Source organism: Variovorax humicola (assembly GCF_037889915.1).
GTDB lineage: Bacteria > Pseudomonadota > Gammaproteobacteria > Burkholderiales > Burkholderiaceae_C > Variovorax > Variovorax humicola.
The window spans coordinates 1-17135 of record NZ_JBBKZV010000028.1 but is presented as its reverse complement, the minus strand read 5'-3'; the positions used below and the strand labels follow the sequence as shown (position 1 = coordinate 17135).

General features: G+C 65.7%; 14 protein-coding genes. 2 read left to right on the top strand and 12 right to left on the bottom strand.

Features of this window, described 5'->3' with window-relative positions:
* Positions 1 to 9 precede the first annotated feature (9 nt).
* Together WKW80_RS28850 and WKW80_RS28845 are read right to left on the bottom strand one after the other, a co-directional pair.
* A complete protein-coding gene (locus WKW80_RS28850; protein WP_340367027.1) occupies positions 10 to 1002 on the bottom strand; it encodes a hypothetical protein in 993 nt (330 codons plus the stop codon).
* Positions 1003 to 1092: 90 nt separating this feature from the next.
* Positions 1093 to 4752, bottom strand: a complete 3660-nt coding sequence (locus tag WKW80_RS28845; protein ID WP_340367025.1) for an AAA family ATPase — start codon at positions 4750 to 4752, stop codon at positions 1093 to 1095.
* Positions 4753 to 4880: 128 nt separating this feature from the next.
* Here WKW80_RS28845 and WKW80_RS28840 point away from each other — a divergent pair, with 128 nt between their 5' ends.
* Both WKW80_RS28840 and WKW80_RS28835 read left to right on the top strand, forming a co-directional pair.
* Positions 4881 to 5642, top strand: coding sequence for an SDR family oxidoreductase (locus WKW80_RS28840; protein ID WP_340367024.1), 762 nt, complete (start codon positions 4881 to 4883; stop codon positions 5640 to 5642).
* A gap of 176 nt (positions 5643 to 5818) precedes the next feature.
* Positions 5819 to 7381 (top strand): arylsulfatase, encoded by a 1563-nt coding sequence (locus WKW80_RS28835; RefSeq protein WP_340367023.1) that lies wholly within the window; start codon positions 5819 to 5821, stop codon positions 7379 to 7381.
* A gap of 341 nt (positions 7382 to 7722) precedes the next feature.
* On the opposite strand, the gene WKW80_RS28830 is transcribed toward WKW80_RS28835, so the two are convergent.
* The 10 genes from WKW80_RS28830 to WKW80_RS28785 form a co-directional block, all read right to left on the bottom strand.
* Positions 7723 to 8760: a phosphotransferase family protein gene (locus WKW80_RS28830; protein WP_422822985.1), complete on the bottom strand. Its 1038-nt coding sequence runs from the start codon at positions 8758 to 8760 to the stop codon at positions 7723 to 7725.
* A 14-nt stretch (positions 8761 to 8774) separates the two neighbouring features.
* Positions 8775 to 9980, bottom strand: coding sequence for an acyl-CoA dehydrogenase family protein (locus WKW80_RS28825; RefSeq protein ID WP_340367021.1), 1206 nt, complete (start codon positions 9978 to 9980; stop codon positions 8775 to 8777).
* The gene (gene phaC, locus WKW80_RS28820; protein ID WP_340367020.1) at positions 9977 to 11122 is read right to left on the bottom strand and encodes a class III poly(R)-hydroxyalkanoic acid synthase subunit PhaC; all 1146 of its coding nucleotides are present in this window, start codon (positions 11120 to 11122) and stop codon (positions 9977 to 9979) included. Before phaC ends, WKW80_RS28825 begins: the two co-directional genes overlap by 4 nt.
* On the bottom strand, positions 11119 to 12165 hold the full coding sequence (locus tag WKW80_RS28815) for a poly(R)-hydroxyalkanoic acid synthase subunit PhaE (protein ID WP_340367019.1): 1047 nt from the start codon (positions 12163 to 12165) through the stop codon (positions 11119 to 11121). The genes phaC and WKW80_RS28815 overlap by 4 nt, the downstream gene beginning before the upstream one ends.
* Positions 12166 to 12185: 20 nt before the next feature.
* Positions 12186 to 12968: an SDR family NAD(P)-dependent oxidoreductase gene (locus tag WKW80_RS28810; RefSeq protein ID WP_340367018.1), complete on the bottom strand. Its 783-nt coding sequence runs from the start codon at positions 12966 to 12968 to the stop codon at positions 12186 to 12188.
* Between the two features lie 9 nt (positions 12969 to 12977).
* Positions 12978 to 14621, bottom strand: a complete 1644-nt coding sequence (locus WKW80_RS28805; RefSeq protein ID WP_340367017.1) for an acyl-CoA synthetase — start codon at positions 14619 to 14621, stop codon at positions 12978 to 12980.
* Between the two features lie 5 nt (positions 14622 to 14626).
* Entirely contained in the window at positions 14627 to 15166 is a 540-nt protein-coding gene (locus tag WKW80_RS28800) for a carboxymuconolactone decarboxylase family protein (protein WP_340367016.1), read from the bottom strand.
* Positions 15167 to 15220: 54 nt separating this feature from the next.
* Entirely contained in the window at positions 15221 to 15844 is a 624-nt protein-coding gene (gene pcaG / locus WKW80_RS28795; RefSeq protein ID WP_340367015.1) for a protocatechuate 3,4-dioxygenase subunit alpha, read from the bottom strand.
* On the bottom strand, positions 15841 to 16584 hold the full coding sequence (gene pcaH, locus WKW80_RS28790; protein ID WP_340367014.1) for a protocatechuate 3,4-dioxygenase subunit beta: 744 nt from the start codon (positions 16582 to 16584) through the stop codon (positions 15841 to 15843). Before pcaH ends, pcaG begins: the two co-directional genes overlap by 4 nt.
* 27 nt (positions 16585 to 16611) lie before the next feature.
* The coding region (locus WKW80_RS28785) for an MFS transporter (RefSeq protein WP_340367013.1) at positions 16612 to 17135 on the bottom strand (524 nt) is incomplete at its 5' end.

Here is a 17135-nt window from a genome sequence, read left to right as displayed (position 1 = left end):
TCTGCCCCGCTAGAACCGAACCCCGACCCCCGCCTGGATCACGTCCGCATCACGGTCATGGCGCGTCGCAAAGCGGTTCCACGTCACGCGCGCCAGCCACCTGTCACCGAACTTGTAGCTTGCCGAGATCGAGACAAGTCCTGACACGCGCCCGTCGCCCGTCCGACCCGCAGGGAAGCTTTCACTTTGCGTGACGGCGACATACGGCCCGACGCCGGCGGATAGTGCGAAGCGATCGCCGAAGAAGGCACTTGTGGCCCAGACCTGCGCCGCAACGCCGTAGCGGCGCGACTGCATCCGGCCTTGCTCATGCAGCAATGACGCCGTCACGTCCACATGGCGGCCGAGCCCGTGCCGGAACTCAAGGGTTTCGGCGGGCGATGATTCCGACTTGTCGCTGTTGACGATCGAGGCGCCGAGCATCACGGTGAGCTCGTTGCCGGTAACGCTCGACGATCGCGCCAGAGGACGGTCGCGCGGCCCAGGCTGGTCCGGCGCGTCCAACTGATAGCCCACGCCGAACAGCAGCGCCGTCGTGTTCGGCCCCCCGTTGACGTTCACGCGATTCAGCTGCATCTGCGCGATCCAGCGGTTGCCGAAGTAGTAGGCCGCGCGCAGGCTCACGACGAGGCCCCAGCCGTGGGCGTTCGCATAGGAACGATCGGCTCGGCCGGTGAAAGTATCGAAATACAGGTAAGGGCCTGCGCCCGCCGACAGCTCCAGCCGGTTGTCCAGAAGCGGCAGGCGCGCCCAGGCCTGCAGCGTCTGCCCATCGCGATGATGGTCGGTGATGTGGCCTTCGTTGAGCCATGAAAGGCTCCAGGCGGCGTAAGGACCGAGGCCCGATCGATAGGTGCCCTGCCACGAATAGGAGTGCTCGCCGGCGCTTGCGAGCGGCCCCGCAAGGAACGATATCTCCTGTGCGCAGGCGATGGCCGACGAGGCGATGCAGACAGCTGCGACGACTATTGTCTTGCTGTGCCCGCCCAGTAGCGATCGCATGTGGTTTCCGACTGCGAAGATGAATGGTCGATGAACAGGAGGATATCTTCCTTGAGACTCTCCAGGTCATTTCCCCGGTCACTTTCCGGGTCACTTTCCGTGCCGCGCCGCAAGCGACTCCATCACCTCGCGCGCCTGCCTCAGGTCCCGCGTTTCGAAGCCTTCCGTGAACCACTCGAATACCGGCGCCAGAAGCGCCCGCGCCTCGGTCGCCCTGCCCTGCTGTTGCAGCATCTTCGCGAGGCTGGTCGCGGTGCGCAGTTCCCAGGAACGGGCCTTTTGCACCCGAGCCCACTCCAGCGAGAGACGGTAGCTCGCTTCGGCCGCTTCCGCGTCACCGCGCAGTTCGTGCAGCCAGCCTTCCAGGCGCCGGATCTCTGCGTAGTGGCAGCGCTCACCCCAGCCCGGCCGTTCGACCTGTTCGATCTGGCTTTCGATGACGGCCAATGCGCCCGGGATATCGCCTTCCATGGCCATGCCTTCGGCCAGCAGCGCCTTGAGGTAAGGATTGCTTCCGCCGTAGCCGCCGCCGGCTTCACGCATGGCAAGGCCCGATTGCATCAGGTGCACGCCCTCGGCCGCTCTTCCGGCGCGTATCAGCGAGGCCCCATTACGCAGCGGCGCCATCACCTGCCATAGCACCGTGAGGCTGTTCTCCCGTCCGAGCCGCTCGCATTCCCGAATGCGCGCCCGTTGTGCGGCGGGTTCGCCGCGGTACTCGAAGACGTCGGCACCGGCGCACAATGCAAATCCCCAATCGAAGACATGGCCACGGGAGCGCGCATGTGCGTCCTTGGCATCGCACTCCGCGACGGCGCGGTCCGGGAACCCGAGCATCCAGGTCACCTGCGCCCGATAGACGCCGGCGCCGGTGTAGGGATCATGGTTGATCTCGTCCGCGATATGGCGGTGCTTGACCGGGTCGTAGATTCTCGTCACCTCGTCGGTGTGCGCCCGGCAGGTCAGCAAGTCGCCCAGCCAGAACGTCGAAACGCTCATCATCAGGTGTCCCGTGACCAGGATGTCGGTGTCACCGTTCTCCTTGCCCATGGCGAGCAACTGCTCGGCCCACTTCACCGATTCCGCGACGCGTCCCTGGCTCAAGGTGTTCGCAAAAAGGCCCCAGTAGACCGGCAGCACGTCACGCCCCGATGCGGCGGAGTCCACCAGTTTCAGCGCAGGCAGGAGGCTCTCCCGTGCCTCGGGTGCCGGCCAGCCCTTGGCAGCCATCCAGGAGACCCCGAGCGCTCGCCGCAGGGCGAGTTCGCGTCTTTCGTGCTCGACGGAGCCCGGCAGCGTGGCAACCAGCTTCAGGCCCTGGTTGAGATGCGAGATGGCCTCGATCAGCGCCATGCGCTTCAACGCCAGTTCGCCCGCGCTTTGCCACAGCGGAATGGCTGCCGTGATGAGGCCCGCCGCGGTGAGGTGGTGGGCGAGCACCTCGGGCTCGGTGACCTTGATGTTCGCGAAGTGTTCCTCTATCGCGCGGGCGATCTTCGCGTGCAGTTCCTGCCGCCGGCTTCTGAGCAGCGAGTCGTAGGCCACGTCCTGGACCAGCGCATGCTTGAACGTGTAGGTCGCCTCGGGCGGCGCGCCCCTGCGCGACGCCAGGCCCGACTCGATCAACTGTGCGAGCGACTCGTCGAGTTGTTCTTGCGACATCGGCGCCACCGCAGCGATCAGTTCGTAGCTGAATACGCGCCCGAACGCCGCACCGATCTGCGCGATGACCTTCACGGGGTTCAGGCGATCCAGCCGCGCCATCAGCGAATCCCGCAGCGTGGCCGGAATGGTGATGCCATCCGTCGCCCCCCGGTACTCGTAGCGATCCGCTTCCTCTATCAGCTCGCCCGATTCGAGAATGGCCTTGGTCAGCTCCTCCACGAACAACGGCACACCGTCGGTCTTGGCAAGTATCTGCTTGAGCAGCCCCGGGGGCAGCGCCTTGCCGCCCGCGAGTCCGGACACCATCGCCGCGCCCTGTGCCTCGGTCAGCCTGGACAGGTTCAGCGCGATGACGTGGCCCTGCTCGGACCAGCGCGACCTGAACTCCGGACGGTGGGTAAGAACAATGAGCAACGGTATGGTGCGGACCCGATCGATCAACAGGTCGACCACTTCCAGCGAGGTCGGGTCGGCCCAGTGCACGTCCTCGAACAGCAGCACGCTCGGATGCTTGCGCGCCGCGGTCTCGGTGAGATCGACCAGCGCGCGCAGCGTCTCCTGCTTGCGCTTCTGCGATGTCATGCCGCTCATCCCGTAACGCTCGTCGCAAGGGATGGACATCATGGAGGCGATGTAGCCGACGTCCGCCAGCGGCCGTCCGTAACCGCCGACGATCAACTTTTCGAGCTTGTCGAGCTTGGATCCGGGCGACTCGTCGCGCGCGAACTTCAGCCCCCGCTCGAAGTTGTTGGTGCTGGGCCAGAAGGCGCTGTTGACGTGGTAGGGCGAGCATTGGAAAGGCAACGACTTGGCGCCCTGGCTTTCAACCCGCTCCCGAAGCGCGTTCAGGATGCGGCTCTTGCCAATGCCCGGCTCGCCGGACAGCACCACCACCTGGCCTTTGCCCTCCTGCGCGAGCGACCAGCGCTCCAGCAGCAGGTCGATCTCCTGCTCACGGCCGATCAACGGCGTCAGGCCGCCCTCCTGGGTGGCAGCCTCGAAGCGGCTCACCGCCCTCCTGACCCCCTTGATGCAATAGACACGAACGGGTTGGCCAATGCCCTTCAGGGTCTGCTTGCCGCAATCCTCGTATTCGAAGCTGCCCCCGGCCAGCCGGTGCACTCGCTCGCTCACCACGACGTTGCCGGGCTCGGCAATGGCTTGCAGCCGGGACGCCAGGTTCATCGTCTCCCCGACCGCGACCTTGCCCGCCGACGACACCACGACCACGCCGGTCGCAATTCCGATGCGAACTTCGAGGTGCCCGACCTCTGCGATCTCCAGTTGGGACAGGGTCTCGACGATTTCCAGCCCGGCATGAATGGCCCGTTCAGCCTCGCCTTCATGCGCGAGCGGATAGCCGAAGAAAGCCACGATGCCGTCGCCCAGGCGCTGGAACACGTATCCCTCGTAGCGCGCGATGCACACCGCGCAGGCATCCTCGTAGCTGCGCACGATCCGCTGCAGCACTTCCGGATCGACGCGGTTCGCGAGCTCGGTGAAGCCGACCATGTCGCAAAACAGCGCGGTCAGCTGGCGGCGCTCACCTTCGTCCACCGTCGCGTCGGCGGGATCCGGCGGCGTATCCAGCAAGGAATCGGCGGCGGGGTCGACCCCTCGAAGCAACCGCAGGGCCGCCGAGAACTTCGCGCGCAATCCGATCGGAAGACCGAGATCCTTCAGGTCGGCTGCCGAAAGAACCATCAGCGCCTCCCAGTCGATCTGCTCGCGCTCGAGGATCTCCGCAATGGCCGTCAAGCGATGCTTGTCGAGCCACTCCCGAACGTTGCTCATCGAAAAACCTCCGTGCAATGCACTGCGGTGCGAGCGCCTTCGGGCGGCCGGGCGGTGGCCATGACCTCCGTGCTGCGCACTGCGGTGCGAGCGCCTTCGGGCGGCCGGGCGGTGGCCATGACCTCCGTGCTGCGCACTGCGGTGCGAGCGCCTTCGGGCGGCCGGGCGGCGCTCACGAGTTCGTCTGCCGGATGCTGCAACGTCATTGCAATCGCGTTGTTTGCTGCAAATCGCCTGGTGCCACGTAGTATCGAGCCAGGTCCGCTCGGAGCCACTTCGTTGACCGACCATTGAGACAGCGGTGGAGACCGACTTGCGGCCGATCGAATGTGATCAAGTGTAAACCGGGGCCTTCTTGGCTGTGCGCGTAGCGCGCCCGACAATGAATCAATCTCACAGGCAGGGAATCGGAGACAACCATGACACACGATTTCACGGGCAAGGTCGTCCTCATCACCGGCGCGGGCGGCGGCATCGGCCGCGCCACGGCGCTGGCCTTCGCCAAGGCCGGCGCGCGCCTGATGTTGACCGACATCGGCGGCCCCGCGGGTGAGGAAACGGCGTCGCTGGCGCGCGCGCAGGGCCGCGAGGCGATGTTCCTCCAGGTCGACGTCACCCGTGAAGCCGATGTCGCGGCCATGGTCGCCGCGACAGTCGCCGCGTACGGGCGGCTCGACTGTGCCTTCAACAACGCCGGCATCGAGATCGAAACCTCGCGCATCACGGAATGCGACGAATCGGTGTTCGACCGCATCCTGGGCGTCAACGTCAAGGGCGTCTGGCTATGCCTCAAACATGAACTGAAACAGATGGAGGCGCAAGGCGGCGGTGCCATCGTCAATACCGCGTCGGTCGCCGGCCTGAAGGGCGCCCCCCGGCTGGCCACCTATGCCGCTTCCAAGCACGCCGTGCTGGGCCTCACGAAATCCACGGCGGCTGAATTCGCCAAGCAGAACATCCGCATCAATGCCATATGCCCCGGCGTGATCCGCACCCCGATGTCCGAGCGATGGGCAAAAATCGATCCCGACGTTCCTGCGCGCATGGCAGCCATGCATCCCATGGGGCGCATCGGCGAGCCGGACGAAGTGGCCACGGTAGTGCTGTGGCTGTGTTCGAGCGATGCATCGTTCGTGACAGGGCTTGCGCACACGGTCGACGGTGGTTTCACCGCCGTATAGACGGAACACTGTCGACTTCCTGCCGGGCTGCGCAGAGGGCGTGCGGTCATCACGGCGCTCGCGCCTACACGAAGCCGCTTGCGCCCGATCGGTCCCTGCCGGATGATCCGCAGCCCGGCACCCTCAGGCTCATGCGGCTGCGGGCGCTTTTCATCCCTACCCGAAAAGGAGTACGCATGGCAAAGGCAAAAAGTGCAGCTGCAACGAAGCAACCCAACATCCTCGTGATCTGGGGCGACGACATCGGCATCACCAACCTGAGTTGCTATTCCGATGGCCTGATGGGGTACCGCACGCCCAACATCGACCGCATCGCGAAGGAAGGGCTGAAGTTCACCGACAGCTACGGCGAACAGTCCTGCACTGCCGGGCGCTCTTCGTTCATCACCGGGCAAAGCGTCTACCGCACCGGGCTTTCGAAGGTCGGCATCCCCGGCGCGCCGATCGGCATGAACACCAAGATCGTGACCATCGCGGCTCTGCTCAAGAACCAGGGCTATGCCACCGGCCAGTTCGGCAAGAACCACCTCGGCGACCGCAACGAGCACCTGCCCACCAACCATGGCTTCGACGAGTTCTTCGGCAACCTCTACCACCTGAACGCCGAGGAAGAGCCGGAGATGTACGACTACTACCCGGAGAAGGATTTTCCGGACTTCAGGAAGAAGGTCGGCCCGCGCGGCGTGATCCACTCCTGGGCCACTGGCAAGGACGACTCCACCGAACAGCCGCGCTGGGGCCGCGTCGGCAAGCAGAAGATCGAGGACACGGGTCCGCTGAGCACGAAGCGCATGGAGACCTGCGATGACGAGTTCGTCGACGCTGCCAAGGACTTCATCGGCCGCCAGCACAAGGACGGCAAGCCCTTCTTCGTATGGCTCAACTTCACGCACATGCACCTGTTCACACATACCAAGAAGGAAAGCCTGGGCCAGGCCGGTCGCTGGCAGTCGCCCTACCACGACACGATGATCGACCACGACAAGAACGTGGGCCAGATGCTCGACTACCTCGACGAGCTCGGCATCAGCGAAAACACCTTCGTCATGTACTCGACGGACAACGGCCCGCACATGAACAGTTGGCCCGACGGCGCGATGACGCCGTTCCGCAGCGAGAAGAACAGCAACTGGGAAGGCGCCTTCCGCGTTCCGATGGTGGTGCGCTGGCCCGGCAGGATTGCCCCGGGCACCGTGTCGAACGGCATCGTGCAGCATCACGATTGGCTGCCCACCTTCCTCGCGATGGCCGGCGAGCCGGACGTGGTCAAGAAGGCGAAGAATGGCATCAAGGCGATCGGGCGAACGTACAAGAACCACATCGACGGCATCAACCTGGTCCCCTACCTGACGGGCCAGGAAAAGGAAAGCCCGCGCAAGCTCTTCGTCTACATCAGCGACGACGGCGACGTGCTGGGGATACGGTACGACAACTGGAAGGTCGTCTTCATGGAGCAGCGCGTGATGGGCACGATGCGGATCTGGGGCGAGCCGTTCGTCGCACTGCGGCTGCCCAAGATCTTCAACCTGCGCACCGACCCGTTCGAACGCGCGGACATCACGTCCAACAGCTACTACGAATGGTTCCTCCACCACGCGTACATCCTGTACGGCGCCTACACGATTGCGGACCAGTTCGCGGCCACCTTCAAGGACTTCCCGCCAATCCAGAAGCCCAACACCTTCACGATCGACGATGCGCTGGCGAAGATGTCGGAGGCCGCCGCCGGCGGGAGTTGACAGCTCACATCAGTTTTCCGCCACGCCATCCCCAGACCCGCAACGCATGAACCCAGGACGAGCACGGCGAGTCTGTTCGTGGGCACCCGCGGAACCGGCTTTGGCGGGCCGCCGGGTGCGCACCCTTGGGGCGGGGGAAGCGCTGCAGGCGCATCGGGGGTGTTTGACTCCCACCAGGGATACCGCGGAACCGGCTTCGCCGGGCCGCTGGTATCGCCCCCTCGAGGGGGAGGCGCCGCAGGCGCTTCGGGGGTGTTTCGTTTCACCCGCGGAACCGGCTTTGCCGGGCCGCTGGGTGCGCCCCCTCGAGGGGGAGGCGCCGCAGGCGCTTCGGGGGTGTTTCACTTCTGCGCCTGCCCCCAGGCCAGTTCGGCCACGCGCTCGAAGCGCGACGCCAGCGCCGCCCCCTCGGCGCTGGCCGCGGTGCCGCGAATCACCCGCCCGCGGATGCCGTGCAGGATCGCCGCGAATCGAAACATGTTGAACGCGACGTAGTAGTCGAGGTCGGCTACGTCCTGGCGACCGGTTCGCTGGCAGTAGGACCGCACGTAGGCCGCCTCGTCCGGCAGGCAGGAAGCCGCAAGGTCCACGCCCATGATGCCGCCCAGGATGTCCGGCGGCATGCGGTACATCATCGCGTGATAAGCGAAGTCGGCCAGCGGATGGCCCAGCGTGGAAAGCTCCCAGTCCAGCACGGCGATGACGCGCGGCTCGGTCGGGTGGAACATCAGGTTGTCGATGCGGTAGTCGCCGTGGACGATCGAGGTCTCGTCGCCGGCCGGGATATTCCTCGGCAACCAGTCGACGAGAAGGTCCATGTGCGCGTTGCGGCCCGCCGCCTCGTCCTCGAAGTACTGCTTCGACCAGCGCCGCACCTGGCGCTCGACATACGCGCCGGGACGGCCAAAGTCGCCGAGGCCGATGGACTGGTAGTCGACGCAATGCAATTGCGCCAGGGTCGCGTTCATCGCATCGAAGTACGCACCGCGCTCGGCGGCCGGAATCATCGAAAGCGTCGCATCCCAGAAGATCCGTCCCTCCATCATCTCCATGACGTAGAACCAGCTGCCGATCACGCTCTCGTCCATGCACAGGCCATGGATCCGGGGCACCGGAAAGCCCGCGCCATGCAAGGCGCCCATGACGCAGGCCTCGCGCTCGACCGCATGCGCGCCCTTCAGCAATACGCCCGCCGGCTTGCGCCGCAACACATAGGAGCGCGTTGGCGTCGTGAGCCGATACGTCGGATTCGACTGGCCGCCGGCAAAGCGTTCGGCCTGGATCGGTCCGGCGAAGCCATCGACGTTCGCCTTCATCCAGCGCGCCAGGTTTTCCCCGGAGAGCTCCTGCTGCGCGGGGGCCGCGGGCGCGACGGCCATTGCGTTGTCTTCACTCATGCGTTTCCCTTGCCTAGCGCATCGCGCTTGATCTTTTTCGCCAACGACCATTTGTGGACCTCGGTCGGGCCGTCGTAGATGCGAAAGGCGCGGACTTCGCGGAACACCTGCTCCACGATGGTGTCGCGCGTCACACCGGTCCCGCCCATCACCTGGACGCACCGGTCCGCGATCCTGAACAGCAGGTCCGACACGGCGACCTTCGTCATCGAGCTCTCGGTCGTGCCGAGCGAGCCGGAGTCCAGCACGGTTGCGCACCAGTCGATCATCAACTCGGCCTGCTTCAGGTCGATGAGGTTTTCCGCCAGCATGAAGCCCACGCCCTCGTGGTCGATGAGCAGCTTGCCGAAGGCCTTGCGGCGCACGGCATAGGCCGTGGCAATTTCCTGCGACCGGACTGCCGCGCCCAGCCAGCGCATGCAGTGCGACAAGCGTGCGGGCGAGAGCCGGATCTGCGCATAGCGGAAGCCTTCGTCCACCTGGCCGAGCACCTGGTCGTCAGGGACCCGCAGTCCGTCGACGAGCACCACCGAATGCCCGCCCGGCATCGAACTGTCGATGGTGTCGAGCACCCGTTCGACGCGAATCGCAGGATCGGGCAGGTCGACCAGGAACATCGTCGCGGTCGTCTTCTCGCCGGTGCTGGTGCGCGCCATGACGATGCCCACCGACGCTCCCACGGCGCCGGTGATGAAGGCCTTGCGGCCGTTGATCAGCCAGCCGCCCGAATCGCGCACCGCGGTCGTCCGGAGCATCGAAGGGTCCGAGCCGGCGCCGCCTTCCTCGGCCGGCTCCGTCATGAAGAACGCCGACCTGGCCTCGCCCGAAACCAGCTTCGAAAGGAAGCGCTCCTTCTGGCTGGCCGATGCGACCTTTCCGAGCAGGAACATGTTGCCCTCGTCGGGCGCGGCGGTGTTCACGGCGACCGGCCCGAGCGGCGAGAGACCGCTGAGCCTCAGCACGTGCGCCGTCTCCAGTTGGGACAGGTGATCGCCGCCATCGAGGATGTGCGGCGTCAGCACCCCCGCCTCGCGTGCCTTGCCGCGCAGCTCGCGAACCAGTTCCTCGCTGGGGCCGTGGGCCCCGCAGCGCGGATCGCTTTCGTACGGAATGACGACATCGCGAACAAAGGCTTCGACGCGCCTTGCGATGCGTTGACTGCGCTCGGATGGAAGCTGGCCGATGTTGAGCTCTGTCGTCATGCGTTCCCACCCGCACCCTCATTGCGCTCCTTGAGCCACTTCGCAATGGAAGGCGCCAGCACCTTCTGAGCCTTGCCGCCCACGAAGGTGCCGATGTGGCCGCCCGGCACCGACAGCTCGCTGTAGTCGTCGGTGCCGAACTTGTCCCCCATGCCGCTCGAGCAACACGTCGGCACGACCACATCGCCTTGCGCGTAGACGTTGAGCACCGGCATCCGGATCCGATTCAGGTCCACGCGCCGGCCGCCCAGCATCAGTTCGTTCTTCACCAGCCTGTTCTCCTGATAGAGGTCCTTGAACCACTGGCGCAAGACTTCGCCGGGGTGGCCAGGCCGGTCGGCAATCCAGCGCTCCATGTGCAGGAAACCCAGCATCTTGGCGTCGTCGTCCAGGATGTCCACGAGCTCGGTCGTGTACTTGGTGACGTTGAGCACCGGACTCATCATCAGGAACGAGAAGCCCACGGCAGCACCCGGCGCCACGCCCATCGTCTCGACCATCAAGTCGATGTCTTCCGGCGCCAGCGCGCGTGCCCACAGGTTCATGTAGCCTGAACCCGGTTCGGGCGGCAGGTCCTTGTCGCCATGGAAGTCGAGCGGCGTCACCGTGATGACGAGGTTCTTGATCTTTTCCGGAAACAGCGCCGCATAGCAGGTGCAGAAGACACCGCCCTGGCAGACACCCAGCAGGTTGATCTGGTCGACGCCGTGGCGCTCGCGGATCACGTCGACGCAATCGTCCAGGTAGCCCGAAACGTAGTCATCGATCGTGAGCCAGCGTTGGGCGCGCGTGGGATGACCCCAGTCGACGACGTAGACATCCAGGCCTTCCGCGAGCAGCTTGCGCACGAAAGAGCGATCCGGCTCCAGGTCGATCATCTGGTAGCGGCCAACCAGCGCGTACGCCAGCAGGATCGGCACGCCCATCGGCTTGTCGACCACGGGCCGGTAGCGGTAGAGCCGCACCGTGTCTTGCCGCCAGACCTCATCCTTCGGCGTTGTCGCAATGGCCAACTGCTCTTCGGTGTAGGACGCCAGGCGCTGGCTACCGCGCGTGATGTTCTCGGTGACGCGTTGCAGCTCGCGCATCACGCCATCCGGGGTGATGCGGATCGGCAACGTTGCGGCTTTCGAATCGGTCATGCTTTGCCCTTCGTCGACTTGGTGCGCTTTGCAGCAGCGGGGGGAGACCGCAGGCGCTTGGCCGCCGGCTTCGGCTTCGGCTTCGGCTTCGGCTTCGGTTTCGAATCAGCAAGCGCGGTGAGGCCGGGTGCCTGGAGCACAGCGGGCGCCTCCGTCGCTTGCACCGGCTTGCGCAGGCGGCGCACCTGCCGCTTCAGTTCCTGTATCTCGCGGTAGGCGTCGTCGACCTCCGCGCGCGTCGGGATGTTCAGCGCTTCGCTGGCGATCGCGACGATGCGCTGCTTCTGCAGCCGTGCGCGGGAGCGGGCCCGCACCAGTTGCGCGGAGGCCTCGAGCGCATCGGGCGCCTGCATCGCGCCATGCATCGCCTGATCGAGCGAGCGGGCCCACAGGCGCACCAGCTTCAACAGCGAGTCGACGGATTCACCGCGCTCGCCCATCGACTTGAGGTCCGCGAGAAGCAGGTCGTTCCCCTTGGCCATCGCGCCGACAACAATGCTCATGTATTGCGCCTGCGCCTGCTGCTTGCCGACAGAGGCTGCCGCCAGTTCACGCACCGCGCCCTGCATTTCGCGCGACGGTGCGAGTCCGAAGGCATCGGACAGTCCACCATAGGCACGCTCCAGGTTGAGCGACAGCGGCGCCAGCGCCTGGCCGAACACCGCCATCGGTGCCGTCATCAAGCCCCAGCCGTCCGACATCACCGTCTGGACCGATCCCAAGCCGGGCGCCATGGCACCCAACGCATCCGAGACACCCTGCATCTGCTTGCGCAACATGTCCTGCAGCGAAATGAACGCCTCGCCGGGATTCGGGTTGGCCAGCAGCGCCTGGAAGTAGCCTTGATAGAGCGGGCCGATCAATTGCTGGGTCAGTTGCAGGGCCTGCGCCACCTGCCCGACCGGAAACGGCAGTCCGCCAGAATCGTCGGCGGCCGCAGAGACCTTGGGTATTGCGACGCCGGCCAGGTTCGCGATCTGGTCGCGCCACCATCCGAAGAGCACGCCGGATTCGTCGCGTGGCTCGTGGTCCTTGTCGGGCATGGATGTTCCTTGTTCGTTGTTCACAGCGAGCTGACCAGGTGCCCGCCATCGACCGCGAGTACCGCGCCGGTCATGTGTCGGCCTGCCTGGCTTGCCAGCAGCAGGAGTGGCCCGTCCAGGTGTTCGAGCTGGCCGAAGCGGCGCGTCGGGATGCGCGAGCGCAGCTTCTCGCCGGCCTCGCTCTGGAGGAATTCGCGATTCAGATCGGTGACGACATAGCCCGGCAAGAGGGCGTTCACCCGGATGTCATAGCGCGCCAGTTCGAGCGCCATCGCCTTGGTGGCCTGCACCACGCCGGCCTTGGAGATTGCATAGGGCGCCACGCCCCCCGCCACCCGCTCGCCGAGGATCGACGCAATGTTGATGATGCTGCCGCCCTTTTTCGCGGCGACCATCCGGCGTGCCGCTTCCTGCGCAACCATCCAGCCGCCCTTGAGATTGGTGCCGACGACGGCGTCCCAGTCCTCCTCGGTGTGCTGCAGCAGCGACTTGGTGACGGTGACGCCCGCGTTGTTGACCACGATGTCGGCAGCGCCGCCCGCCGAGCGCTCGAGTTCGTCGAAGCAGGCGACGATGCTGGCCCCGCTGGTCACGTCGAGGCTGAGCGCAAGGCACTTCCCGCCAAGGGCCTGCACCTCGTCCACCAGCGCGCCGAGCTTGTCGGCCCGCCGCGCGACGACAACGAGGTCGGCGCCGGCCCTGGCCAGCGTGAGTGCGAAACGCCGGCCGAGCCCGCTCGACGCACCCGTCACCAGCGCGCGAAGGCCGTCGACCCGGAACATGTTTTCGATGTTTTCCGCCATGGCAATCTCTCAAATCAACGCAGCCTGCTCGCGCAGCACGTTCTTCTGGACCTTCCCTGTCGCCGTCTTCGGCAGGTCGCCGAAGACGACGTTCTTCGGGCACTTGAATCCGGCCAGGCTGGCGCGGCACCACTTGATGATTTCCTCGGCGGTCACCTCGCCGGCGTCGGCCCTGAGCGTGACGAAGGCGCACGGCGTCTCGCCCCACTTCTCATCGGGCTTCGCGACCACCGCGGCGTCCATGATCTTCGGATGCCGGTAGAGCACTTCCTCGACTTCCAGCGTCGAGATGTTCTCGCCGCCCGAAATGATGATGTCCTTGAGCCGGTCCTTGATCTCGATGTAGCCGTCCGGGTGCATCACGGCGAGGTCGCCGGAACGGAACCAGCCACCGCGGAACGCTTCTTCGGTTGCGGCCGGATTGCCGAGGTAGCCCTTCATCACGGTGTTGCCGCGGATCGCGATCTCGCCGACCGTCTTGCCGTCGGCCGGCGCGCGTGCCCCGGTGTCGATGTCGATCACGGCAACCTCCTGCTGCGTCGGCATCGCAACACCCTGTCGCGCCATCTTGGCCGACCGTGCGGTGAGATCGAGATCGTCCCAGTCGTGCTGCCAGGCGCACAGCGTCGCGGGCCCGTAGGTTTCGGTCAGGCCATAGAGGTGCGTGATCTTGAAGCCGATGCGCTCCATCGCCTCGATCACCGCGCTGGGTGGTGCGGCGCCGCCGGTCGCGACTTCCACGCTGTGCGCGTAGCGATCCTTCGGCAGTGCCGGCGAATGCAGCATCATGTTGAGCACGATGGGCGCCGCGCACAGATGCGTGATGCGCTCGCTGCCGATCAATTCGAAGATCTGGGCGGGGTCGACCGCGCGCAGGCACACATGCACGCCGCCCACCAGCGTCACCGCCCAGGTATAGGTCCAGCCGTTGCAGTGGAACATCGGCAGCGTCCAGAGGTACGCCGTGTCCGGCGTGAGTCCGAACGCCAGCGCATTGCCCATGGCGTTCAGGTAGGCGCCGCGATGGTGATAGACCACGCCCTTCGGGTCGCCCGTCGTGCCCGATGTGTAGTTGAGCGCGATGGACTGCCATTCGTCCTCCGGCAGCTTCCAGGCGAATTCCGGGTCGCCCTGCTGCAGGAAGGCCTCGTAATCCAGCTTGCCGATCGCCATCGAATCCGGATGCCCGTCCTTGCCCGTCGCGGCGTCCACGATGTCGATCACCAGCGGCGGGGACTCCAGGCCCTGGAGCGCCTCGCGCATCGGCTTCACGTGGTCCCGGTCCGCGATCAGCACCTTGGCCTTGCTGTGCTTCAGGCCGAAACCGATGGCCGGCCCGTCCAGCCGCGTGTTGATCGTGTTGAGGATGCCGCCCGCCATCGGCACGCCGTAATGCGCTTCGAGCAGGGCAGGCACGTTGGGCGCCATGATCGCCACCGTGTCGCCGAGGCCCACGCCGGCCCGGGTCAGCGCAGAGGCGAGGCGTTTGCAACGCCGGTACAACTCGGCATAGGTGACGCGCCATTCGCCGTGCACCACCGCCACCTTGTTGGGGTAGACCTTGGCGGCGCGCTCGAGAAAAGTCAGCGGCGAGAGCGGCACATAGTTCGCCTCTCGGCGCGGCAGCGCCTCGTCATCTTCGCGGGAAGCCATTTGCTTCACTCCCCGGCCGCATCGATGTCCAGCACGACCAGGAAGCGCGACACCATGTTGTAGCCCGCGATCGTCCCCATCAGTTCGACCAGTTGCCGCTCGCCGAACAGCACGCGCGCCTTCTCGATGATCTCGCAGCGCACCTTGACCTGGCGTGTCATGTCGAGCGTCAGCCGCAAGGCCACGCGCTCGTGCTCGTTGAAGAGCGCGGTGTCGTAGCAGGCAGCGGTGACGTCGTCGAGCGCGTCGAGCTGGGCCTGCGTGCCATTGGCCGCAAGGAACTCCGGCGCATGCTGGATCCACTCGTAGTCCGCATTGTTGAGCCGCGCGACGGCGCAGATGACCAGTTCGTTGATGTGGCGCGGCACCTGCAACTGATTGCGGATGGCCGCGAACATCGCGTTCCAGCCGCGCGCAAACGGCGGGCTGTGCAGCAGCATGCGGTCCAGGTTGAGCAGCTTGCCGCTGGAACGGCGCTTGCGGATCGTAGAGACCAGTTCGGCGATCTCCGGATCGTCGATGTTGCAGTATTCGATGTTGGGCACGGGGTCTCCTTGCGATGGATGGCGGTACGAGGCGGTAAAAGCGCGGGGCGCGACTCAGATGTCGAAGAACACGGTTTCCCCGTCGCCCTGCAGACGGATGTCGAAGCGATAGACCACATTGCCGTCGCGCGTCTCGCGCTGCGCGATCAGGGTCTTGCGGCGCACTTCCCATTCGATGAGGTTGAGCACCGGATCCTTGGCGTTGGCTTCGGCTTCATCGCTGAAATACAGCCGCGTGTGCAGCCCGAGGTTGATGCCGCGCGCGACGATCCACAAAGCGATGTGCGGCGCCATCGGCCGGCCCTTGCGCCCTTGCACGACGCCCGGCTTGATCGTCTCGAAGCTGTAGATGCCGGTGTCGAAGTCGCTGCAGGCCCGGCCCCAGCCGCGAAACGACGGATCGACGGCCTTGCCGGCCTGGCGGTCGGCGGGATGGTTGTACTTGCCGTCGGCATTGGCCTGCCAGCTTTCGATCAGCACGTCGCGCACGGGCGTGCCCGAGCCGTCGTACACGGTCCCCTCGATGCGGATGCGCTCGCCCTTGGTCTCGGGCGTGACGAGCACGTTGCCGAAGTTCTTCTCGAAGATGTCGAAGCCGGCCTGGTTCGGTGCCAGGCCGATGTGCACATAGGGCCCCGCCGTCTGGGACGCGGTCTCGCGAAGCAGGCTCGTATTCATGGCGTGGCTCCCTGCACGAAGTTCTCGAACAGCGTGGCCCGGTGGCCGCGCAGGACGATGTCGAAGCGATAGGCGCGGCTGTCCAGCGGGACGAAGGCGCTGGTGTCCTGCAGCGCGATCAAGCCGCGGATCTGCTCCTCGCTCGGCACGATGCGAAGGATCGGGCAGCTCGCGATCAGCGGGTCGCCCTCGAAATACATCTGCGTGATCAGCCGCTGCACCCAGCCGTCGCCCGAGAGCGCGTAGTGGATGTGGGCCGGCCGCCAGTCGTTGACCCGATTGCGCCAGGGATAGGGGCCGGGCCGGATCGTGCGGTAGGCGTAATAGCCGTTTTCGTCGGTCAGCATGCGGCCGCAACCGCCGAAGTTCGGGTCGAGCGCGCCGATGTACTGGTCTTTCTTGTGACGGTAGCGTCCACTCGCATTGGCCTGCCAGACCTCGACCAGTGCATTCTTCACCGGCCGGCCGAACTGGTCGCGCACGTAACCATGCACGACGACGCGCTCGCCGACCGGCAGGCCGTCCTTCGCGGCATTCATGATCAGGTCGTTGTCGAGACGGCCCAGCTCCTCGGCCTGGAACACCGGCGCGGTCACCTCGGTCAGCGACTGCTGCAAGGAGATCAACGCGTTGCGCGGGCTGCGCAAGACGCTGGTCTTGTAGGCCGGTGCGTAGGCCGGGGGGTGCGACGTGGTGTCGCGCATCGTGAATTCATCGCCTGGGGCGGCAGCACGAGGCATCGCAAGTCTCCTTGTCGAGATCGTCTATCACGCGCTCGCGACCGCCTGAGCCCGCAGCCTGTCGTACTCGGCCTTGGGCACCGGCACCGCATTCGGGTTGCCGAGGTCGTTCATGTGCACGCGGTAGGTTTCACGCGCAGTCCATGCCGCCACCGCCGCGATGGCGCAGATGAGCAGCGTGATGGAGCCGATCATCATCGGGATGCCGGTCGCACCGGGAGGCGCAACGCTGACGAACAGCGCCGGCAGCAAGGCCGTCACCAGCGTGCCCAGGTTCTGCGAGATCGCCATGCCCGAGACCCGGGTGCGCGTCGGGAACATCTCCGGATAGAAGCTCGGGAAGACGGCGTTGTAGCCCTGGTACACCACGCCCCACATCAGCAGCGACATCACGATCGCCAACGGCACGTTGTGGATGCTGATCGCATACAGGTAGCCGAACGACAGCAGCCCCGAGACCAGCGCGCCCACCATGATCGGAATGCGCCGCCCGATCTTGTCCGCCAGGTTGCCCACGAACGGGATCACCAGCACCGCGACGATGTTGCCCA